Origin of the sequence: Dialister sp. (genome assembly GCF_047832375.1) — a bacterium.
Lineage (GTDB): Bacteria > Bacillota > Negativicutes > Veillonellales > Dialisteraceae > Dialister.
Genome location: NZ_CP181256.1, coordinates 1039166 through 1061116 on the forward strand (window position 1 = coordinate 1039166; position 21951 = coordinate 1061116).

The window sequence follows — 21951 nt, forward strand, 5'->3', positions numbered from 1 at the left end:
TTACAATGGGGAAACTTTATTTCATCGGTGCCGGTCCTGGAGATCCGGAACTGATTACAGTGAAGGGACAGCGGATCATCGGGGAAGCGGATGTAATCATCTATGCCGGTTCTCTCGTGAATCCGGAAATCCTGAAGTACGGAAAAAAGGATGCAGAAATTTACAATAGCGCCACCATGAACCTGGATGAAGTGCTGGCAGTGGAAATCGAAGCCCTGAAAGCAGGAAAGCTGGTAGCCCGTGTACACACCGGGGACCCCGCTATTTATGGAGCCATCCAGGAACAGATGGATGGCCTTCGGGCTGCCGGTATCCCGGAGGAAGACTTCGAAGTGGTACCGGGGGTGAGCTCTTTCCTGGCTACCGCTGCAGCGCTGAAGCAGGAATATACGCTGCCCGGCATTTCCCAGACTGTCATCATTACCCGTATGGAAGGCCGCACACCGGTGCCGGCAAAGGAGAAGCTCTCCCTCCTGGCAGCCCATCAGGCCACCATGTGCATTTTCCTCTCGGTCCATGCCATTGAAAAGGTCATGGCAACCCTGAAGGAAGGAGGCTATCCGGGAGATACGCCGGTGGCTATTGTGGCAAGGGCTACCTGGCCGGACCAGCGGATTTTCCGTGGCACCATCGATACCATTGCCGATATTCTCCACAAGGCCGGCGTGGTACGTCAGGCCATGATCGTGGTGGGCAAAGTGCTGGATACAGACTATGACCTGTCCAAGCTCTATGACAGCAAATTCACCACCATGTTCCGTAAAGGGACCGATGAAAAATGAAATACGCCGTGATTTCAGTGTCTTCCGAAGGGGCCAGGCTTGGGGCCCGGGTGAAAGCGGGCATTTCCGGAGCAGGGACGCTGTATGAACGGAAGGGGTCGGAAAGCGGGAAAGAAGCGGAGTACTTCAACCGCACCCTGGCCCTGACTTCAGACATATTTACGAAATACGACGGCCTCCTTTTCATCATGGCCTCGGGCATTGCGGTGAGGGCCATTGCCCCCCACGTGGTGAGCAAGGCTTCGGACCCGGCGGTGCTGGTGATGGATGAATGCGGGAAACACTGTATTTCCCTCCTCTCCGGCCACCTGGGCGGCGCCAATGCCTGGTGCCGGGAGGTATCCTCTGCCGTGGGAGCGGACCCTGTTATCACCACAGCCACCGACGTCCACCAGCGGCGGGCGCCGGATGATGTGGCCCGGGAACTCATGATGCGGGTGGAACCGCTGGGAGCCCTGAAGCCGGTGAACAGCTTCATCGCTGAGGGAAAGAAGGTAGCCTGGTTTCTGGATGAAGAAACCGATGGTGCTTCTTCCATAGGGGAGAGGCTTTCAAAGAAGGGCATTTCCTTCCGTCCCCTTTCGGAACTGGATGAAGAAACCTTCGATGGCTGCATCATTATTTCTGATAAAAAAATTCATGTAAGAAAGCCCTTTGTATGCCTCCGGCCGAAGAATCTTTTCGTCGGTATCGGATGCAAACGGGGGACCCCGGAAAACCTTATTTCCGATGCCTTCCACAAAGCCCTGGCTATGGCGGGGGCCTGTGACTACCAGGTAGCCTCTTTGGCCAGCGTGGATGCGAAGGCCGATGAAAAGGGGCTTCTGGACTTTGCTTCGCATAACCATCTTCCCATCCATTTTTACAAAGCTGAGGAGCTGAAACGGATTACGGAAGAAGTGGAAATGCCGATTTCAAAATTTGTAGAGAACACGATAGGAGTGGGAAACGTATGTCAATCAGCAGCGTTAATGGAATCAATGAAGGGAAAAACGCTTCTGCCGAAAACGAAGTTCGTCAGCACGACGGTGTCAATCGCCCTGGGTTTATCCGGGTCATCGGTATCGGACCGGGCCATCGGGAAGAAATGACCCCTCGGGCCATCAATGGAATGAATGATTCCGATATCATTGTCGGATACAATACCTATATCGCTCTGGTCCGGGATATGATCCAGGGAAAGGAAGTCGTCGGCAATGGCATGCGTCAGGAAGTGGACCGCTGCCAGAAGGCGGTGGATCTGGCCGTAGAGGGGCACCGGGTAGCCGTCATTTCTTCCGGGGACCCCGGCGTCTATGGCATGGCGGGGCTCGTACTGGAACTGCTCCAGAAGGTACCGAAGGATAAACGGCCGGAATGCGAAATCATCCCGGGCCTTACTGCGGCCAATACCTCCGCAGCGGCCCTCGGCGCTGCTCTCATGCATGACTATGCGGTCATCAGCCTTTCCGATCTCATGACCCCCTGGGACCTCATCAAGAAAAGAGCCCGGCTGGCAGCAGAAGGGGATTTCGTCATCGCTATCTACAACCCCAAGAGCCGGGGCCGGGCTACGTACCTGGACCAGATCCGAGATATTGTGCTCCAGTTCCGTAAGCCTGAAACACCGGTGGGCATCGTGAGAAAAGCAGGCCGCCCGGGCATGACGGTCACCATTAGCAACCTGGAAAAACTGCCCCAGGAAGAGGTGGATATGCAGTCCACCGTCATTATCGGCAACAGCAACACCTACGTGGCTGACGGGAAGATGATTACACCAAGGGGGTACCGGGTTTGATCTGGATTATATCGGGCACCCAAGACGGCCGGGAAATCGGGGCGGAGCTGGCGGACCGGGCCATGGCCATGCCGGAAGGTAAGCGCCACGACATTCTCATGACCGTAGTGAGCCAGTACGGAAAAGTGCTGGCCGCCCATAAGGGACTGGATATCGAAGTGGGCCGGTTCAAGAAGGAAGACATGGTCCGGGTGATCCGGGAAAAGGGAGTCACCCTGATCCTGGACTGCAGCCATCCCTATGCGGCCATTGTTTCCGAAACCGCCTACGATGCCTGCAAAGAAACGGGTATCGATTACGTCCGCTATGAACGGGCGGAATACCCGCTTCCCGCCTACGACAAGCTGTACCATGCAAAGGATGAATTTGAAGCAGCGGATCTGGCAGGAAAACTGGGGGAGAGCATTCTTCTGACCACCGGTTCCAAGACCCTGGCCACCTTTGTCCATGCACCATCGCTTCAGGGGAAGACCATCTGGGCCCGGGTGCTTCCGGTTTCTAATGTCATCAGAATGTGTGAAGATCTGGGACTGAAGGCAAAAAATATCCTGGCCATCCAGGGCCCTTTCTCCTATGAAATGAACCTGGCCATGATTAAGGACTATAAGGCAGACGTCATGGTGACAAAGAACAGCGGCCTCATCGGCGGCAGCGATACGAAGCTGAAAGCAGCCATGGATGCCGGCATTTCTGTCATCGTTATCGATAAACCAAAAGCAAAACTCACAGGGGTCCCCGTATTTGATAATACGAAGGACGTTCTGGACTATATGGAGGAACATTATGGATTTCATAAAAAACCCTAGAGCCATTGAAGAAAAGAGTATGGACCTCATCGATCCATTCATAAGTGATATCGACCTTACGCCGGAAGAAGTAACTGTGTACTCCCGCATGATCCATGCATCCGGCGACGTGGACTACGGCCACCTCATCCGCACCAGCGAAGGAGCTGTGGAAGCGGGCATTAAAGCTCTGGCAGGGGGATGCAATATTTACTGCGATGTGAATATGGTAAAAGCGGGCATCAACAAGAGAGCCCTGGCAGCCCTGGGGGGAGAAGTATTCTGCCGTGTGGCGGATCCGGAAATCGCAAAGATTGCGAAAGAAAAGAACATCGCCCGTTCCATGGCAGCCATGAACTCCTTCGGCACCGACCTGAACGGCTCTATCATCGCCGTAGGCAATGCGCCCACTGCCCTCTATGAAGCCATGCGGATGGTGGAAGAAGACGGCATCCGTCCGGCCCTCATCATCGGTATCCCCGTAGGATTCGTTGGCGCCGCCGATTCCAAGGAACAGCTCGTCCGCCGGGCTCCCTGCCCCTACATCACCGTTCGCGGTACAAAAGGCGGCAGCTCCATCGTCGCTTCCTGCGTAAACGCACTCATGTACAACCTCGTAAAACGGGACAACATGCTCTACGTACAGGGGAAGAAATAATCATAGACTTAAAAAGCAGCCTCCATGGGGGCTGTTTTTTATTTGACTGTGTTGGCTGAATGGTGTGTGAACGGGTGGGGCTTTGAGCCTTCAGCCTTGAGCCTTGAGCCTTGAGTTGGTTGGGCCCTGCGGGCTGGTGACGAATGGCTGGACGGCGAGTGAACGGGCGGGGGCTTCTAGCTGCTAGCTGTTAGCTTCCAGGAAAGATGGTCCGCCTGCGGCGCCAGCCGCTAATCGTTAGTTTTTTTCTGATTGTCTCTAACCAGGTATCGTCATTTCGACCGGCGGTACACAGAACTGAGGACTCTATCGTTTAATACTCCTGAAGCTTAGAGGAGTGGAGAAATCTTTCTTGCGTACGGGAATACTGGGCTTTTCAAACACCATCGGGGTTGTAACACCGTCACAAGCATTTACCAAAGAGATCTACTACAATGGAGTTCGGTTAGGAGATGTCCAGCTAGCAGCTCTTAACTGCCTTGTTGTTGAAGCTGTACAATAGAGATGCAATGGATGGACTGGGAAGATCTGGAACATCACCGTTCGCTCGAGAGCCCGTCTTCCGGCATCCTGGTACAGCGTCCGTTTTAAGCAGGCGGATCTGGTCATCTTATGACCAAGTTCATGTACCTTAGGAATTGTGCACAAACAATATTTACATTTTAATTGATTAAAAGTGTAAAAAATGCTATGCTGATGCCAAGGAGGAAATCAGCATGGTTAAAGAAGTCCCTGTAGATAAAATCAATAAGATGCTTCCACTGCTTAACGAGGCGCAGAAACGAGTATATCTGGCCTCTGAAGCCGAAGCACTCGGCCACGGTGGAATTACTGCTATCAGCAAAGCCACTGGCGTATCCCGAGTAACCATAACGAATGGCATAAAAGATCTGAATTCTGAACATCCCTATTTATCTCAAGATGCACCTTCCCCTCGTATCCGAAGGGAAGGCGGCGGTCGTAAGCCCATAGAGGTTACTCAGCCGGGAATTATAGAAGCACTTGAAAGCCTTATGGAAAATTCCACTTTTGGAGATCCCCAAGGACCTTTGCGTTGGACGACAAAGAGCCTGCGTAACCTCGAAGCGGAAATGAATGCCCGTGGTTATAAGATTAAATATCGTAAAATCGGATACCTCTTGAAAGATATGGGTTACAGCCTCCAAATCAATCAAAAAATGAACCAGGTTGGAAGTCAGCACCCAGACAGGGACGCACAGTTCCGGCACATCAACGAAACTGCTGAAGAATACATGGAAAACGGGTTTCCTGTTATTTCCATAGACTGTAAGAAAAAGGAAAACATTGGAAATTTCAAAAATAGCGGAGCCGAATATGCCAAAAAAGGAAATCCGGTAAACGTTCTTGACCATGACTTTCCTCTTCCTGACAAGGGAAAAGCTGCTCCTTACGGCGTTTACGATATTGCAGCCAATGAAGGGTTTGTGAATGTGGGAGTAGGCTCAGATACTGCGCAGTTCGCAGTGAATTCGATCCGCTCCTGGTGGGATGAGATGGGTAAACCACGATATCCTGAAGCAACCCGTCTGTTAATTACGGCAGATGGTGGTGGAAGCAATGGAAGCCATAGCCGGCTTTGGAAATTTGAGCTGCAAAAATTTGCTGATGAAAGTGGCCTTGAAATCGAAGTCTGCCACTTCCCGCCCGGAACATCCAAATGGAATAAAATAGAGCATCGACTATTCAGCCAAATTACAAAGAACTGGCGAGGCCGTCCTTTGGAAACGCTTGAAATTATCGTTAATCTGATCGCTTCAACAACTACCGATAATGGGCTTGTGGTTCGGTGTAAAGCGGATACCGCAGTCTACCCTAAAGGCACTAAAGTTTCTGACAAGGAATTTGCTGGCATTAATCTGCTAAGAAATGAATTTCATCCTGATTGGAATTATGTCATCAGGCCATCATATGAATAGCTTAATAATGCACAGATCCTTAGTAGATAGGATAGGCATCAGGGAATTGCTGGAGTCTGTACATTGTTCTTTTGTAGTAAAGAGGCGCATTATGATGGGATTATCTAAATGTAATGAAACTGTGAAAGTGTCTGTAGGTATCGATGTTTCAAAAGGACATAGCACGGTTTCTTTTTTTCGTGCAGGAGACAAGTCTCCGTCGAAGCCATTTACGATTGATCATGACTTACTGGGCCTCAGGTTTTTGGAGAGAAAGCTTGACCAGTACAAGGCTAATGGTACATTGAGAATCTACATGGAATGTACCGGTCGATACCACCTCGGCCTTGCGAGTAGTCTTCAGAAGGACGGATATACCGTGTATACGGTGAATCCGAAGCTTCTTGCAGACTTTCATGACGATTCTCTTCGTAAACCGAAGACAGACTCGATAGATGCGCAGAAAATTGCAAGGTATGGAATTCAATACTGGAATAAGGAGAGGAGGCCCTTTAGTCAGATGGATTCTAAAAGGGAATGCCTCAAAGAATGTGAGCGGCAGTACAAACTATATACTGATGAATGTGTGACATTTACCAATAATCTGCTGTCCCTTACCGATCTCACCTGCCCAGGAGTGAACAAGCTGTTCTCAAGCAACCCCAATCAGAATGGACACTTGAAATGGGTAGATTTTGTGAATACCTGGTAAGCGCCAAATAAAAGAGTGTATTGAAAAAGCCCGAAAGTTATAGAATAATCATACTATAAGCTTTCGGGCTTTATGTTATTTGCAGGATTCCTGAACTACAGTGTTCCAGGGCATGTACTTCTCTAATACTGCCTCACCTTTGAGATGCTCTTCATTGGGCATCCCGGTGAGTATGTAGATCAGGTACTTTTCCGGATCTATATTATTGGCCTTGCAGGTTTCAATAATACTGTATACGCAGGCACTGGCTTCAGCACCTTTCGGGCTCGCTGAAAAGAGCCAGTTTTTCCGGCCCACGGTAAAAGGACGTATGCTGTTTTCCGCAATGTTGTTGGATATAGCACACCTGCCATCTTGCAAATAGGTTTCAAGCTGCTCCTTGTTAGTCAGGGAGTAGTTCAAAGCCTGGCTGATCTTGGATTTTGGAAGGACTTTGTCCCGGCTGCTTTCTACCCACTTCCAGTAGGCGTCGAGCACCGGCTTTTCCTTTTCAAGTCTTTGTGCCTTTCTCTCCTCAGGAGTAAGGTCACGCAGTTCTTTTTCAATTTTAAACAGTTCGCGTATGCAGCCCAGCCCTTCGCCAGCCAGACTTACGGAAGATTCATCCTGCTTTGCTGTTTCTGCTTCTACATACTTTCGTCTTGCATGGGCCCAGCAGAGGCAGCGGGTAACTTCGGTTACCTGGTTGTATCCGGAATAGTCATCCGTTTGGAGGTAACCGGTAAATCCTTTAAGGAATTCCGAGGCATTGGATCCTTTTCTGGTCGGACTGTACTGGAACAGGCGGATATTATGTAATGGTTCATACTCTCCACTGGTAAAGACCCACATATAGGATTTGCTGGTATTCTTACGTCCTTTTTCATTGAGTACCTGTACCGGAGTCTCATCTGCATGCAGACAGGCTTCTTTGAGAAGGAGACCATGCATGTAGTCCCACAAGGGTTTCAGGTACTCATTTGAAGAAATAATAATCCAGTTGGCCAGAGTTGCCCTGCTGAGAGGCAATCCCAGCTGCTTCCACTCCCGCTCCTGACGATTCAGCGGTACGGCTAATCCGTACTTCTGCATCATCACATGGGCAATGGCAGAAGGTGAAGCAAAGGAATGGGGAATCGGAGGCTTGGGCACTGCCGGCTTCACAATATGCGGTTCGTCATTCTTCCGGCAATTCCTGCATTCATAAGATATCTGGAAGTAACGCCTGCAGATAAGCTTTGGCGGAACAAACTCAATCTGAGTATTAACAAGCTCCCTGCCTATAGGAGACAGCTTATTTCCACAGATGTCACAGACTTTCTGGTCCGAATCCAGGTCAATGTCTATGTTCTCAATGCAGTCTTCAGGAAGGGATTCCAGCAAGTTCTTAACAGATGCTGACTTGCTCTTTTTCTTTCGTTCATAGCCTTTAACCGCAGTCGTTTCAAGCTCCGGTTCCTTGACACTGGGCTTGGCCTCTGTTTCCGCCTCATTAAAGATGCTGGGATAGGCGGCATCTTTATCCGGATCAGTCCGGCGTTCCGATTTAGAACCAAAACGGGCCTGCTGAAGTAATTTCACTGTAGCTAATAAAGCCGCTTTGTCCTTTTCCAGTTTTGCAATTCTATCTAGTAATTCCTGCTCACGGCGGTCTGTCATGGGTACACTCAATTCTATAAAAACAACCGAAATTTCATGTATTTATTATACCATAAAACAGTCGAAAAAGCTCGATAAAATCTAGCTTTTTCGACTGTTTTAGCATGCAGATTTCATACGCTGCAGCGGGGGTGAATGACCTTCACGGCCCGAGGTTGGATGATGGCAAGCCCCTCCATAAGCCAGCGGTATTGCTGTGGGGAAAGCTCAATCAGGGAAGCCGATTTCCTTGGCCACTGAAAGCTTCCGCTCTCAATACGCTTGTAAAGCAGAACGAAACCATCACCCTGCCAGAGGAGACCTTTGATCCGGTCCCGTCTTCTTCCACAGAACAGGAACAGTGATGGAAGGAACGGATTCAGATCATATTGTTGTGAAACCACAGCGGATAATCCGTCAATGGATTTTCGCATATCCGTGTAGCCGCCGGCCAGGTAAACCCGGTCGGCAGTTAGTTGAATATCCATGAGTAATACCTCCAGTCGTTGAACTTGTAGGTATTATCTCATTTCCAATGGATAGATAAAATCCATCATTTTATTTTGCGCTTACAATACCTGGTGGCATGTTGACTGCATCAGAAAAATGTCTATGAATGCATTTTCTAACCGGTATTGCAAATGGTGTCAGAAGCATGGTTATGAATTCAGTGAAGATAAAGCTGAAGACATCATGAACTGGGCAAAAAAGGCACTGGCTGCTATACCTAAGAGCATGAATATAAAGAAAACTATACAGATAGCCGTCAATGCAATAAACGAACTTCTTGAGACTATCCAAGATACCAAGGAGCATATGAACCAGCTGGCATCTCAGCTCCCGGAATATCCGGCAGTCATGAAGATGGACGGTGTTGGTGAGGTAACAGGGCCCATCATTATGGGAGAATTGGGAGATGTCACCAGATTCACCAAGCGCAGCCAGATAACTGCGTTCGCCGGTGTTGACCCCAAAAAGCATGAATCAGGTGACGACAAGCCGAAAAGCTCTCGAGCCACAAAAATCGGGTCACCGGAACTTCGGCGGGCATTATACCTGATCATGACATCAAAGCTGGCCAGAAAACCTCAAGGAGACCGGGTATATGACTTTATAGTGAAAAAGCGCAGTGAAGGTAAGAAATATCTTGTTTATATGACAGCTGGTGCGAATAAATTCCTGAGGATCTATTACGGTACAGTACGTGATTATATGCAAAATAAACAGAATTCATCGTTTATTCAAGATAATACGTCAGCAGGTCAGATGAATGTATCCAAAACTGCGTAAAAAGTCATATAGCCCAGATTGAGTGAATCGTGTAGTCTAAATCAGGTCAGGGCAGTTTTCCATGCCTTTATCTGATTTAGTCTCACATGGCCCAATGTAGTCCAAGATGAAGTAAGAGCAAGTTTAGCGGCATTAGGCTGAATTACTGTGGAAATTAATATAAGCTAAATTATTCCCACCTGAAATGGTGGGCTTTTGGCGTGTAGCAAACAGGGCCAAAAAAATTTACAAAAAAAGGCTTGACTTTATGTTAGCAGGCTCTCGACTCTTCGTGGCTGTAGCGATTTTTATATGAAGAGTCATTTAGCATGTTCACACCGCTCGAGATGACGAGTTATGGGTAGTGTCAGATAGTGCAGTGAAACTGCTGGTCGTTGGCCGCCTTCCTCGGGAAGGCGAGGTGTCCTGCATAGGACCCTTGAGCCGGGCCCAAGTTGACGCCTTTACTGCACACTAAGGCGTCTTCCTTTTGTGGCCCGGCCGGAGGATGTCACGAAGTGACAGAGGGATTCTGATGGGCCCTGCGGGTCGATTCCATCACCATCTCTCAGCCCGGTGGGCAGCTCTCTTCTGAGAAGAGAGCCTCCTGCTGAGTCATTTGCACGCTATTTGTGCAGAGTCGTTAGGGGCTAACTGCGGCTTCGCCGCGAATCGTTAGCCTCCTTCCCTGGGAAGGCGAAGGTCCTGCAGAGGACCTTCGAGCCGGGCTCTTATGCGAGCATAGCCTGCACACTAAGCGAGCACCTTAGAGCCCGACCGTCGGTGGCGCCGTCAGGCGACGGAGGTTAGCTGATGAGAGCGCCGCAGGCGGATGCCCTCGATCTCGGTCTCGACCTCAATCTCATCAGCGCCGCCACCTTCCCCTTAGCCACCTCAGTCACTTCAGTCACCTCAGCCACTTACCGCCCCCCAAGGCCCAGAATCTATACTCCTTCCTTGAGCCCAGTCGGCAGCCTTAGCCATGATGGAGTCACAGCCCTGTCCGCAGGACGTAGCCCTGGCCCCAGGCCAAAGCCATTCCCTTCAGCCATCGCATTTTCGCACTTTCTCTTTTCCCAGTCTTGTATTCGAATTTCAAAATGCTATAATTAAGTATAAACAGTATGTTTGATATCATTAAATTAGCAGGAAGTGAAGACACATTAAATACTGATTCTGCTTTGGATATCAGACGAAGGAGGAATGGTAATGGAAGAAAAACGGGAGGAAACCGGCAAAAGTAAGGGACTGCGCATTTTTATCATCTTTATTTTTGCCGCTTTTACTGTGTTTGCCATGGTGTTCAGCCTGATTTTCGGGTCCGCGGATATTTCGTTTAACACCATCATGCATACACTCATGGGCCATGTGGAGTCCACCGATGAAATGGTGATCTGGAATATCCGGTTCCCCAGAAACATCGTAGGCGCCCTGGTAGGGGCAAACCTGGCGGTGTCCGGGGCCATCCTGCAGGCGGTGATGAAGAACCCCCTGGCTGATCCGGGAATCGTGGGCGTTTCCAGTGGCGCCGGCCTGGCAGGGGTCATTATGCTGATTTTCATGCCAGAGGCGTCCCTGCTCCTGACGCCGGTTGCCTTTGTGGGTGCCATGCTGTCGGCGGCGGCAGTGTATGCCCTGGCCTGGAAGAATGGGATCCGGCCCAGCCGTATTATCCTGGCCGGCGTGGCGGTATCCGCCTTCCTGGGCAGCGGCATTTCTGCGCTCCTTGTATTCTACTCCGATAAAGTGCAGGGTGCTCTTCTCTGGATGGTAGGCGGCCTTTCTGCAAGAAGCTGGCCCCAGGTGGAGGCTCTCTTCCCTTATACGGTGCTGGGTCTTGTGCTGGCGCTGGCAGGTTGCAAAGCGCTGACCATTCTGTCCCTTGGTGATGAAACTGCCCGGGGCCTTGGGGTGCCGGTAGAAAAGGTCCGGTTCTCCATGACCGCCGTGGCGGCGCTCCTGGCAGCGGGAGCTGTCAGTATTGCAGGACTCATTGGATTCGTAGGCCTTGTGGTGCCCCATATTGTACGCCTTATCATCGGTACGGACTATAAGTATGTAGTACCGGGTTCTGCTATTCTTGGTGCCGGAGTCCTCGTATTCTGCGATACCCTGGGCCGTGTGCTCTTCTCACCGATTGAAATTCCGGCCGGCATTATCATGGCCTTTCTGGGTGCACCGTTCTTCCTGTACCTGCTGAGGAGGAGTGCATAATGGCTGACAATGATATTGCAATTAAAATCAATGATATCCATGTGACCTTTGGTGACCACCAGGTTCTGAAAGGAGCTTCCGGAGTCATCAGAAAGGGAAGCATTGTGACATTCCTTGGACGGAACGGCTGTGGTAAGTCCACTCTTTTAAAGACGGTGACAGGAAATCTGAAGCCCCAGAGTGGTTCCATTGAAATCGCAGGGCGGCCACTGGAGTCCTATTCTACCGGAGAATTGGCCCGGGTGGTGGCATTCCTGCCCCAGTTCCATGAAGTGCCGAAGGATATGACCAGTGAGGAACTGGTGTCCTGCGGCCGGTACCCATACCAGCACTGGTGGAGCGGCGTTTCCACCAGGGACAGGGAAGTGGTGAAGGAGGTCATGGAAAAGACCAATACCATCCACCTGAAGGACCGCCTGGCGGCCAGCCTGTCCGGCGGTGAGCGGCAGAGGGTGTGGATTGCCATGGCCCTGGCCCAGGAACCGAAGATCCTGATTCTTGATGAACCGACTACATACCTTGATATCTGCCACCAGCTGGAAGTGATGGAGCTGGTATCGAAGCTGAATCGCGATGAAAACCTGACGGTGGTCATGGTGCTTCATGAAATCAACCAGGCCGTCCGGTATTCCACGGACCTTCTGGTGCTGGAACACGGAATCATCCAGAGAAGCGGTCCGCCTATGGAGGTCATGACCCACGAGGCCATTGCGGAAGTCTTCGACGTGGACGCGGATGTGGAAATGAGAAAAGGAAGGCCCAGTATCTGTATTAACGGGCTTTTGGATAAAGAGGAATAAAAAAGATGCTGTGAATGATGAGTTCACAGCATCTTTTTTGCATGGTGATGTTTTGGGGTGTACGCTCGAACACGCGGAGGCTTCTAGCTGTTAGCTTTTAGGAAAGCCGGGCAGCCCTGCGGCATATAGAGGGCTAAGGTGGCTTGAAGTGACTGAGGTGGCTGAAGGGGTGGTGCGGCGCACAATTCATATAGCGCCGCGGATTATCTATTCTTTTGCTTACAGCTATCAGCTTACAGATGACAGAGCACCAGCATTATCACAAAGGAAATCGGTCTCATGTGAGATATTCCCTGAGTATGCTGCCCCCCTGTAGAAGGAGCGCGGCAAAGCCGCAGGATGGATTGATGGATAAGGCAGCAAAGCCGCTGACCAGTTTTCCTGACAGCTAGCCGCTAGTAGCTAGAAGCCCCCACACGGGCAGAAGCCGCTCAGATGCTCTTATTCTCCATAGGCCAGTTCATAGAGCTTCTCCATGGCCTGGGGGGTCTTGATGCCGGGGTTCATGAGGAACAGATCCGGTTCCAGGAAGTAGACGTGGTTATTCTGTACCGCCTTCAGGTGGGCCCAGGAGGGGTTGTTTCTCATAGATTCGTCCAGCTTCTTGTTGATTTCGTCCTGTTTGCCCATGGTGACGATGAAGATGGTGTCCGGATCATCGGAGGAGAGCTGTTCCAGGGAGTAGGGGACGGTCTTGCTGTCCAGCTTCAGGTCCTTGTGGCTTGTGATGACATTATCCATTTTCAGCATTTCCACCATGGAAGCGCAGATGGACTTCGGGGTCTCCGCGGTCACATCTTTGCCGGTGGCACGGAGGACCGCCACTTTGGCCGGGGTTTTGGCAGCGGCCTTGTCTTCCACCGCTTTTACACCGTCCTCATAGGTTTTAATTACTTTTTCCGCCTGGTTCTGCTTGTTGTAGAGCTGGCCCATGAATTTCAGGAGCGGTACGTTATCGTTGATGCCATCGTACTGGATGAGTACGTAGGGAATGTTATTGCTCTTCAGGAGGGATTCCAGCTTGGAGTTCTGGTTCTTTTCACCAAGAACCAGGTCCGGCTTCATACCTACCAGGGTTTCCATATTGATGTTCTGTACATGGCCCAGGGTGGGGAGGGACTTTGCTTCTTCCGGAATGGGGCTCGTAGTTTCCGGACGGGCAATGGAGGTGCCGCCTACAGCATAGGCCATATTGAGAAGCGGCGCCGACAGCTCTACGATACGCTGGGGGGCGGCCTTCACAGTGATGGTCTGGTCTTTATAGGTGTAGTTCATGCCGCTGGCGCTTCCTGCCGTAGAGGATCCACAGGCGGAAAGGGAGAGGCACAGGGCTGCTGCTGCAATAGCTGCTAATACTTTTTTCATGATGTACTCCTTATAAAAATAGACAGGGCAGGGAAGAGGGGGCGTTCCTTCTTCCTGGTGCCGATAGAAAAGGGACTGTGAAAAGATTTCACAGTCCCTTCTTTCTATAAGAGACGCAATATCTCTTATACTATATTACCACAAATTATTTCTGCAGATCTGCAAGAGCTTCGTTTGCACGTTCTACATAGAGTTTGCGGATGTTAGCGTTTTCGCCAAGGCCATGGATGTAGGTGGAAACGGTGAAGCCCTGAGCTTCGAGCTGGCTCTTATGGGAGTCAGGATCACTGCCGGCCATATCGTTGTTTGCATGGTCACCTGCAACCATCATGATCGGCATGAGGGTTACATGTTTGTAGCCTTTTTCTTTCAGCTGGGGGATAACATCATTGATGTTCGGACGGCCTTCTACGGAGTATACATATACATGGGAGAAGATCGGATCTGTCTTAGCCAGCTGGTTGATGCGGGCCTGGATGACGCTGTAGTAAGCGTTGCCGGGATGCGGAGTGCCGTGAGCCATAATCATGATAGCGTCCTGGGGACCGCATTTCGGGAACTGGCTCTTCAGGTTCTGCAGGAAGTCTACAACCTGGTCCGGTTCACCTTCGGTGCCCTGGAAATACATCAGTGGGGTAGCCAGGGAAATTTTCTTGAAGTTGTTGACCTGCATCTTGGTTACAACGGAATCATAGGTGTATTCCATGCCGGGGATGACGTCGAGGGATACAACAGCTACACGGGTGTATCCTTCTGCTTTCAGTTTTGCGAATGCTTCTTCAGGGGTCAGTTTTGTGATTCCTTCTTTAGCCTTTACGCGGTCAATGATGATGTGGGAAGTGTAAGCTTCGTAAACCGGTACGTTCGGGTTAGCAGCCTGGATAGCTTTTTCTACAGCATCAATGGTCTTGTGGCGGGTATCGGTGAAGGTGGTACCAAAGGTCATAACGAGGATAGCATCTTTATTCGGTGCATTCTTCATGGCCGGGTTTTCATGGGACCATACACCTACGGTGGAAGCTTCACGGAGAGCCGGAGTTACGTCCTTAACTTCCGGGTTCAGTTCGTAAGCGTTAACAGACATTCCCATGCCCAGCATGGAGAGGGCTGCCATAGATGCGATTACAACCTTTTTAAAACTTTTTTTCATGAAAAATCACTCCTTTGAAAATTTCCTGAAACTCAGGATTTGTACAGAACAGAAGATGGAAAACAACATATTTCCCAAGCATATGTTTTCCCTCTCTCCTCCGTACTTAATACTCCTTAAGTTTAGTACAAGGTTATTGTAAAGTCAATCAGATTTTTACGAATTTCTTATATTTTTGGGTTTTAAACTAAATGTGTGGATATTTTATAACTAATCGTCTATGATTTGAACGATAATAAAGTCATGAATTCATGTAGGAATAAATGAAATATCCCCCCATATTCATGAAATAAATCACAAAAGTGGGGGGATCCGATATGAATAGAATCAGTCCGGAGCTGTTCAGTTTTCCCTGTGAAGGGCTTTCATGGTTTCTACAGCCCTGGCGGTGTAGAGATGGCGCACCTTTTCATTCTCGCCGAGTCCGTGGATATAGGTGGAAACGGTGAATCCCTCTTTTATAAGGATGTTCTTATGGGAATCGGGATCATCACCGGCCATTTCATTGTTGGCATGGTCTCCGGCCACCAGCATGGTGGGCATGAGTGTCACGTGGCGGATATGGTTTTCTTTTAATCTGGGAATCATATCTTCCAGGCTGGGGCGCCCTTCCACGGTATACACAAAAACGGGCCCCAGTCCCATTTCCCCGATCCGGTCCTGGATGACGCTGTAGTAGGCGTTGGCCGGGTGGGGCGTGCCGTGGGCCATGAGAAGGATGGCATCCCCGGGAGCAAGCTCAGGAAACTGCGATTTCATGGCTTCCAGAAGGTCAGCGATATCGTCCCGCTGGTCCTTGACGCCCTGGAAATAGATAAGAGGCGTAGAAATAGCGATTTCTTTAAAGCTCGGCAGCTGGCTTTCCGCATAGAGGCAGGTGTAGTCATATTCGATGCCCGGGATGATGTTCAGCGCCACTACGGCGATGCGGGTGTATCCTTCCTCCTTGAGCCTCTGGAATGCCCTGGCAGGACTGGCTTTCAGGATATTTTCATTGAGATGGACACGGCGGATGATGATTTTGGAAGTATAGGCTTCAAAAATGGGGGTGTCCGGGTACAGGCGGTGAATGTCTTCCTCCACGGCTTCGATGGTTTTCCGACGGGTCTCGGAATAGGTGGTGCCAAAGGCCATGACAAGGATGGCATCCTTGTCCGGCGCATCTTTCATGGCTTCATTTTTCAGCACCTTCACGCCGATGGAAGAGGCCTGGCGCAGGGCAGAAATCATGCCTGCTTCTTCGTCGTCCACCTGGGAAGGCGTAAGGGGAGAGGGATTGGAATCGGATGGTGTCATTTGCATTCCTTTCTGTCGTTATACGATTGAATTGCTTAATGAATGAATTTCTATAATTTAATGCTTAATACATTATATGATAAATATAAAAAGATTACAATAAGATAAAATTAACCGCGTCAGGCTCCGTCCTGCGGACAGGGCTCTGCCTTTGGTAAATGGAGACTGAAGTGGCTGAAGTGGCTGAGGGGAAGGTGGCGGCGCGCAATTCATATAGCGCCGCATTACTGATACACGCCAGCGGCTCCGCCGCGGAATATGCGGGATGACAGATGCCCCGGACAGGTGGATGGTTCATAAAGGTGGTGGGTTGGCATCGCTGCCGCTCGCCAACCGGTGCGCAGCGAACTGCATTCGCAGGGAGCCGCAGGCGACTGAGAATGCAGTGAGTCGCTTTCTCCGTGGGGTTGTAGGTGCTTCGCACCGGGGGCATGAGGGGGACCAGCGGCGAAGCCGCATTTTCATCAGAATCCCTCTGTCTGCTGCGCAGACATCCTCCGGCCAGGCCACAAAAGGAAGGCGCCTTAGTGTGCAGTAAAGGCGCCAATATGGGCTTGGCTCAGCAGTCCTCTGCAGGACTGCTGCCTTTGGGAAAGGGGGACTTTTTCATTGGCGGCTGGCGCCGCAACGGAATAGCCTGCGGCGCATCCAACAGCTAACCTCCGTCGCCTGGCGGCGCCACCTCCTTCCCAAGGAAGGAGGCTGGTCCTAAGCGGTTTCACCGCACTATCTGACTCTTCCCCTCTAACGTCATCTCGAGCGGTGTGAACATGCTAAATGTTGCTACAAGTAAAAATCGCTACAGCTTAGAGGAGTCGAGAGATCTCTCTGGTAAATGACTAAGACGGGGGTGCAGCTCCGGTGGTTCTGTAAAGAGCCCTGTATTCCCGTCCGCAAGAAAGATTTCTCCAATCCTCTAGGCTTCAGGGGCATTTAACGATAGAGTCGTCAGTCCTGTGTAGCACCGGTCGAAATGACGGGGTGTGGTTGGAGACAATCTTTCTATAGAGGCTACCATTAAACCCGTGCCCCTTAGAGATGGAAGTCTCGCATGGGACTTCCATCTCTAAGGGGCTGCTTACTTAGGGAATATCTCGCATTGGACCGACTTCCTTTACGATGATGCTGGTGCTCTGTCATCTGTAAGCTGACAGCTGTAAGCAAAAGAAGAATCCGCGGCGCTATATGAATTGTGCGCCCCACCACCCCTTCAGCCACCTCAGCGCCGCAGGCGGATCATCTTTCCTGGAAGCTAGCCGCTAACAGCTAGCAGCCCCCGCCTGTTCGCACGTTGCTCCATCACATGACACCGGCCCGGAGGGCCTTATCAGCTCAAGGCTCAAGGCTGAAGTCTCAAGGCCCCGCCCCTTCGTACGCGATCCAGCCACCCCAGCGCCGCAGGTCTTACCTTTGAGCCACTTTTCTGTTTCCAATTTCCTCTGTCAAGCATTTTTGAAAATGTCCCGAGAATTGTCATTTAATAGCCCCGCAATAGTGGGGCTATTTTGAGTGGTTAGGCCAGTATGTTACTAAAATATGTTACGCGATGCAAGTTCTTCTGGATCTTGTCTGGAATGATGCGGTCTTGTAAGGACGTAATGACGGAAAGATGCCTGCTTCCATGGGTGACTCATCGGTGGAATCCAGTGTTTCTGAGGCTTTGGCTTGGTATAGTCAGCATCAAGCTCAGGAGATTTCTTCTGGCGCAAAGGGATGGCTTCCAGTGCGTAGATACTGGTATCGTTAACACTGCAGTAGAGTTCGCCGTTGAAAGCCCGTATGACTAGTACTTTGGTTCCGCTGGCATAATGCACCTGATGGCCTTCTGAATCAAGCATACGATAGTACTGACGCTGGAAACGGATGCAGTGGCCTCTGTTTACCGTACGGCCTGTAAGTACAGCCAGTATCAGGTTGATCCTCTCATCTGACGGTTGCGTCACAAAAGCTGATTTGGTACTATTGGGAGGAAGTGCAAACTTCGCATTGAATTCTTTTAGGTAGGACTTGAGGAATTCATTGGCGTCTGCAATAGTCGTGATGCCTGCCTTTCTCAGCTCAATCGGCAGGCGCGACTGCAGCGTCTCATTGAGCCGCTCAACCCGGCCTTTGGCCTACGGTACGCTGCTTGACTCAAGGTGTATCCCCAGTTGCCTGCAAGCGTAACCGAACTGCGTATAGGTATCCTCGTCGATGGACGGGGATCCTTTTTGTTTGTAAATGAACACAGTGCGTTTATCCGTGAAGATTTCCACAGGGATTCCGTAATCTTTGAGAGTCTGCCAGAGGACATGGTAATAGCCGTTCAGGGTCTCCTGGGTGTCAAAATAGCCGCCAGTCACGATGCCGGTAGCATCATCAATGAAGAGGTGGAGATGCCAGATCTTCCCGGGAACCCATTCATATGGAGTGGCATCACCCTGCAGCTGTTCCCCAAAGTAAGCATGCCGTGGACGCCGGCTGTGGGCATCTTCAGCAGCCACAAGATTGACTTGTATTTCCATCTGCTTTTTCTTGGATTTCGTGTTGCTTTTCATTGCTTCCAATTTTCTCCTGATCCGTTTTCTTTTGGCCCGTGTAGCCTTAGGAGAGAGAATAAAGGCTGCCTCAAGAATGGAGGCTACAGAGGAAACGGAGACATGGATATTCTCATGTCTGTCCAGAAGTTCGGTAAAGTGGGTAAAATTGGCGCCATAGTACTCATTCTGGTAAAGGGCCACAATTTTTTCTCTGAGTGAGGCTGGAAGTGTTGTTACGGGCTGTCTACCCCTGTTCCCGTGGACAAATGCTGCTTTACCTTCCTGACGATAGCGCAGGATTAACCGGTTCACGGTGCGGACAGTGCACCCCAGCCGGACAGCTGCTGCGAGCTTGTTGCCATCTGGATGATTAACAAGAGATTTGATTGTTTCATATTTGAACTGCTCGTCCATCGTTAATTCAACCTTTCTGATAAAAATTCCTCCCATCACTTGCGTTAAGATTGTGATGAGATTATACCATGACTGGGACATTTTCATTTGTGGTTACTTGAGACAATATCACTTGTGGTTCATAACCACTTTTCTGTTTCCAATTTCCTCCTGTCCCTGCCTATCCCTACATGGTATAATAATAAGAATCCTCTCGAAAAGGCGGTATGAATAGAATGTTTTCTGCAATGTTAAATTCCCTGGGCATAGACATGGGGTCTTCCCAGGTTCGTATATACCAGCGGGACAAGGTGATCCTGGAAGAAGCCAGCACGGCGGCGGTGGATAATATCAGCGGCCAGATCCTGGGCTTTGGCACGGAGGCTTTGATCCGCTACCATAAGGAACCGGAAAATAATACGCTGGAATGGCCGATAAAGAATGGGGTCATTGCGGATTATGACATGACAAAGGCCATGCTCCGTTTTTTTATCAATAAGAGTCTTCACCGTTCCGTGAGCCGGCCCAATGTGACCGTGGCTATTCCGGTGGAAATCAGCTCCGTCACCAGGCATGCCCTGGTGGATGCCCTGTTCCATGGGGGCGTACAGAGTGTATACCTGATTCCCTCTCCTGCGGCAGCAGCCCTGGGGGCAGGGAAGGACCTCACCGTCCCTTCCGCCACCATGTCCCTTGTCATCGGCCGTGACGTATCCAATCTTGGAGTCTATGGCTGCGGCGGTATTGTGGTGCAGGAGGGCATGTCCTTCGGCGGCCACGATATTGATATCGGCATCTGCCGCCATATCCTGGACCGGTACAGTATGATGATCGGCCTCACCCAGGCGGAAACGCTGAAGAGCGAAGTGCTGTCTCTCACATCCAATGACAGCGACCGGTCCTTTACGGTCCGGGGGCGCCGCATCGGAGACGGGGTAGAAGTGGTGGTGGAACTGTCGGCTGACGAAATGAGTACGGTCATGCAGCACATCATGCAGCCTGTGGTCCACCTCATCCGCCAGGCCATGCGCCGGTGCACACCGGAAATGGCCGATGATTTCCTGAAAAACGGCCTTCTCCTTTCCGGAGGCAGTGCGCTCCTTGACGGGCTCCGGGACTGGCTTTCCATGGAGCTGGGCATTCCGGTGTCCATTCCGGAAGATCCGGACAGCGTGGTGGCCAAGGGCTGCTATGCAGCCTGCCTCATGGAGAAGGAACATTCCCTTCTCATTGAAAATGGTAATAAATACTTTGGGGGAGCTACACTTTGATATTCTTCGGTAAGAAAAAGATCGCAAGCATTATTTTACTTTTCGCATTTATGGGAGCCTGCGGCTGGTTCTGGCGGCACAGGGAATATATTCCCTTCGTGTCCCAGCCCCTTTCTGTGGGAGCGGCTCCCTTTGAATACGGCGTTTCCCGGGCTGCCTGGCTGGGAGAAAACAGTATCGGCATGGTGCAGCAGATTTTCACGAACTGGAAGGACCTGGAAGAGCTGAAGCGGGAAAATGAAAGCCTCAAGGCTGAGCAGAACCGGTACAGCGAAGTGCTGGCCGAAAATATCCGGCTCCGGAGCCTCCTGAAATTCAAGCAGGGCTATACGAGCTACAACATGGTAGGAGCCTCGGTGATTGAACGGGACTACGGCGGCTGGACCCACACCATGGTCATCGACCGGGGCGAAGACAGCGGCATTAAGAAGTACATGCCCGTCATCATCCCCTCGGGACTCGTGGGCTTTGTAAGCGAAGTCTATATGAATTCCGCCAGGGTGCAGCTGCTCCTGGATCCCCGGACCACGGTGGGCGGCATCGTGCAGCGGCCGGCGTCCCGGGTGGTGTCCATGGTCACCGGCAACAGCGGAAATCCGGGATACCTGACATTTATGTCCCTTCCGAAGGAATCGGACGTGATCAAGGGGGATACCATCGTAACTTCCGGTTACGGCGGCGTGTACCCGAAGGGCCTCATCATCGGCACCGTGGAAAAGGTGGATGTGGACTCCGAGGGAGGCACCCAGTCGGCTGAAATCAGGCCGGCTGCGGACTTTGCCCACATGGAAGAAGTCTTCATCATTACGGACCATATCCAGAAGACCAGCCCCGACAGCATTACGGTGAAACCGCCGAAGATTGAACCGCCTATGAATCCGAATAAACAGCAGGCAGGTGACAAATGGTGAGCACCTACAGCCTTCTCCTTTTGAGTGGCGTCATTTTCCTCCTCCAGTCATCGTTCCTGCCATTCCTCTTTAATGGCATCATGCAGCCGGACCTGTGGCTCACGGTGATTGCTCTCGCTTCCCTGGTGGTGGACAGGAAATCGGCTCTTCTTCTGGCTGCCATCGGAGGGCTCCTGCAGGACGTGGTGACCAGCAATTTCTTTGGCCTTCACCTCCTGCCGTACCTGGGGATTACCCTTCTTTTTCTGAAATTCGGCAGGGAACGGTACAATAAGCACTGGTATATTTCCCTCCTGGCGGTGCTGCTGGCTTCGGTCCTTTACGTCATCGTATCCAGCGTCATCATGGGATGGGCCGGCAGCCGGTACCCTTCTCTCTTTTATTTCGTACATCTGGGCATTCCCCTGGTTCTTATGAATGGGGGATGCGCTCTTGTCCTGCATAATGTGGTTTGGATGTTGAAACAGGAGGAAGAACCTCGTTGGTAAAGAAACATATTCCTTCCATACTGGAAAA

The 21951-nt window shown here is 50.9% G+C and carries 20 protein-coding genes; 13 read left to right on the forward strand and 7 right to left on the reverse strand.

Features of this window, described 5'->3' with window-relative positions:
* The first annotated feature begins 5 nt into the window (after positions 1–5).
* From cobM to ACFWUL_RS04285, 7 genes are all read left to right on the forward strand, one after another.
* Positions 6–782: a precorrin-4 C(11)-methyltransferase gene (gene cobM / locus ACFWUL_RS04255; RefSeq protein WP_297020247.1), complete on the forward strand. Its 777-nt coding sequence runs from the start codon at positions 6–8 to the stop codon at positions 780–782.
* Positions 779–1873 carry a cobalt-precorrin 5A hydrolase gene (locus ACFWUL_RS04260; RefSeq protein ID WP_297020244.1) on the forward strand — a complete coding sequence of 365 codons (1095 nt, stop codon included), beginning with the start codon at positions 779–781 and terminating at the stop codon, positions 1871–1873. The genes cobM and ACFWUL_RS04260 overlap by 4 nt, the downstream gene beginning before the upstream one ends.
* The gene (gene cobJ, locus ACFWUL_RS04265) at positions 1870–2559 is read left to right on the forward strand and encodes a precorrin-3B C(17)-methyltransferase (RefSeq protein ID WP_297020272.1); all 690 of its coding nucleotides are present in this window, start codon (positions 1870–1872) and stop codon (positions 2557–2559) included. Before ACFWUL_RS04260 ends, cobJ begins: the two co-directional genes overlap by 4 nt.
* Positions 2556–3365: a precorrin-6A reductase gene (gene cobK / locus ACFWUL_RS04270; protein ID WP_416177904.1), complete on the forward strand. Its 810-nt coding sequence runs from the start codon at positions 2556–2558 to the stop codon at positions 3363–3365. The genes cobJ and cobK overlap by 4 nt, the downstream gene beginning before the upstream one ends.
* Positions 3343–4002 carry a precorrin-8X methylmutase gene (locus ACFWUL_RS04275; RefSeq protein ID WP_297020241.1) on the forward strand — a complete coding sequence of 220 codons (660 nt, stop codon included), beginning with the start codon at positions 3343–3345 and terminating at the stop codon, positions 4000–4002. Before cobK ends, ACFWUL_RS04275 begins: the two co-directional genes overlap by 23 nt.
* 716 nt (positions 4003–4718) lie before the next feature.
* Positions 4719–5939 (forward strand): ISAzo13 family transposase, encoded by a 1221-nt coding sequence (locus ACFWUL_RS04280; protein WP_416176758.1) that lies wholly within the window; start codon positions 4719–4721, stop codon positions 5937–5939.
* A 91-nt stretch (positions 5940–6030) separates the two neighbouring features.
* The gene (locus ACFWUL_RS04285; protein WP_416177905.1) at positions 6031–6630 is read left to right on the forward strand and encodes an IS110 family transposase; all 600 of its coding nucleotides are present in this window, start codon (positions 6031–6033) and stop codon (positions 6628–6630) included.
* A gap of 75 nt (positions 6631–6705) precedes the next feature.
* Here ACFWUL_RS04285 and tnpC read toward each other — a convergent pair whose 3' ends face one another.
* Positions 6706–8268: an IS66 family transposase gene (tnpC, locus tag ACFWUL_RS04290; protein WP_416177906.1), complete on the reverse strand. Its 1563-nt coding sequence runs from the start codon at positions 8266–8268 to the stop codon at positions 6706–6708.
* A gap of 113 nt (positions 8269–8381) precedes the next feature.
* Positions 8382–8735: an IS66 family insertion sequence element accessory protein TnpB gene (tnpB, locus tag ACFWUL_RS04295; RefSeq protein WP_416177907.1), complete on the reverse strand. Its 354-nt coding sequence runs from the start codon at positions 8733–8735 to the stop codon at positions 8382–8384.
* 124 nt (positions 8736–8859) lie between these two features.
* Here tnpB and ACFWUL_RS04300 point away from each other — a divergent pair, with 124 nt between their 5' ends.
* From ACFWUL_RS04300 to ACFWUL_RS04310, 3 genes are all read left to right on the forward strand, one after another.
* A complete protein-coding gene (locus tag ACFWUL_RS04300) occupies positions 8860–9537 on the forward strand; it encodes a transposase (RefSeq protein ID WP_416177908.1) in 678 nt (225 codons plus the stop codon).
* A gap of 1188 nt (positions 9538–10725) precedes the next feature.
* Positions 10726–11730, forward strand: a complete 1005-nt coding sequence (locus ACFWUL_RS04305) for a FecCD family ABC transporter permease (RefSeq protein WP_416177909.1) — start codon at positions 10726–10728, stop codon at positions 11728–11730.
* On the forward strand, positions 11730–12530 hold the full coding sequence (locus ACFWUL_RS04310; protein ID WP_416177910.1) for an ABC transporter ATP-binding protein: 801 nt from the start codon (positions 11730–11732) through the stop codon (positions 12528–12530). Before ACFWUL_RS04305 ends, ACFWUL_RS04310 begins: the two co-directional genes overlap by 1 nt.
* A 441-nt stretch (positions 12531–12971) precedes the next feature.
* On the opposite strand, the gene ACFWUL_RS04315 is transcribed toward ACFWUL_RS04310, so the two are convergent.
* From ACFWUL_RS04315 to ACFWUL_RS04335, 5 genes are all read right to left on the reverse strand, one after another.
* The gene (locus ACFWUL_RS04315; RefSeq protein ID WP_416177911.1) at positions 12972–13895 is read right to left on the reverse strand and encodes an ABC transporter substrate-binding protein; all 924 of its coding nucleotides are present in this window, start codon (positions 13893–13895) and stop codon (positions 12972–12974) included.
* A 145-nt stretch (positions 13896–14040) separates the two neighbouring features.
* Complete coding sequence (locus ACFWUL_RS04320; RefSeq protein ID WP_416177912.1) at positions 14041–15045, reverse strand: sirohydrochlorin cobaltochelatase; 1005 nt, start codon at positions 15043–15045, stop codon at positions 14041–14043.
* Positions 15046–15387: 342 nt separating this feature from the next.
* On the reverse strand, positions 15388–16341 hold the full coding sequence (locus ACFWUL_RS04325; RefSeq protein WP_416177913.1) for a sirohydrochlorin cobaltochelatase: 954 nt from the start codon (positions 16339–16341) through the stop codon (positions 15388–15390).
* A 1529-nt stretch (positions 16342–17870) separates the two neighbouring features.
* On the reverse strand, positions 17871–18284 hold the full coding sequence (locus ACFWUL_RS04330) for a hypothetical protein (protein WP_416177914.1): 414 nt from the start codon (positions 18282–18284) through the stop codon (positions 17871–17873).
* 171 nt (positions 18285–18455) lie between these two features.
* Positions 18456–19361 (reverse strand): helix-turn-helix domain-containing protein, encoded by a 906-nt coding sequence (locus ACFWUL_RS04335; RefSeq protein ID WP_416177013.1) that lies wholly within the window; start codon positions 19359–19361, stop codon positions 18456–18458.
* A gap of 128 nt (positions 19362–19489) precedes the next feature.
* Between ACFWUL_RS04335 and ACFWUL_RS04340 the strand changes: the two genes are divergently transcribed.
* From ACFWUL_RS04340 to mreD, 3 genes are read left to right on the forward strand one after another with little or no spacing between them, the layout of a single operon-like run.
* Entirely contained in the window at positions 19490–20524 is a 1035-nt protein-coding gene (locus tag ACFWUL_RS04340; protein WP_416177915.1) for a rod shape-determining protein, read from the forward strand.
* The gene (mreC, locus tag ACFWUL_RS04345; RefSeq protein ID WP_297023048.1) at positions 20521–21435 is read left to right on the forward strand and encodes a rod shape-determining protein MreC; all 915 of its coding nucleotides are present in this window, start codon (positions 20521–20523) and stop codon (positions 21433–21435) included. The genes ACFWUL_RS04340 and mreC overlap by 4 nt, the downstream gene beginning before the upstream one ends.
* Positions 21429–21923: a rod shape-determining protein MreD gene (gene mreD / locus ACFWUL_RS04350; protein WP_416177916.1), complete on the forward strand. Its 495-nt coding sequence runs from the start codon at positions 21429–21431 to the stop codon at positions 21921–21923. The genes mreC and mreD overlap by 7 nt, the downstream gene beginning before the upstream one ends.
* The last annotated feature ends 28 nt before the right edge of the window (positions 21924–21951 follow it).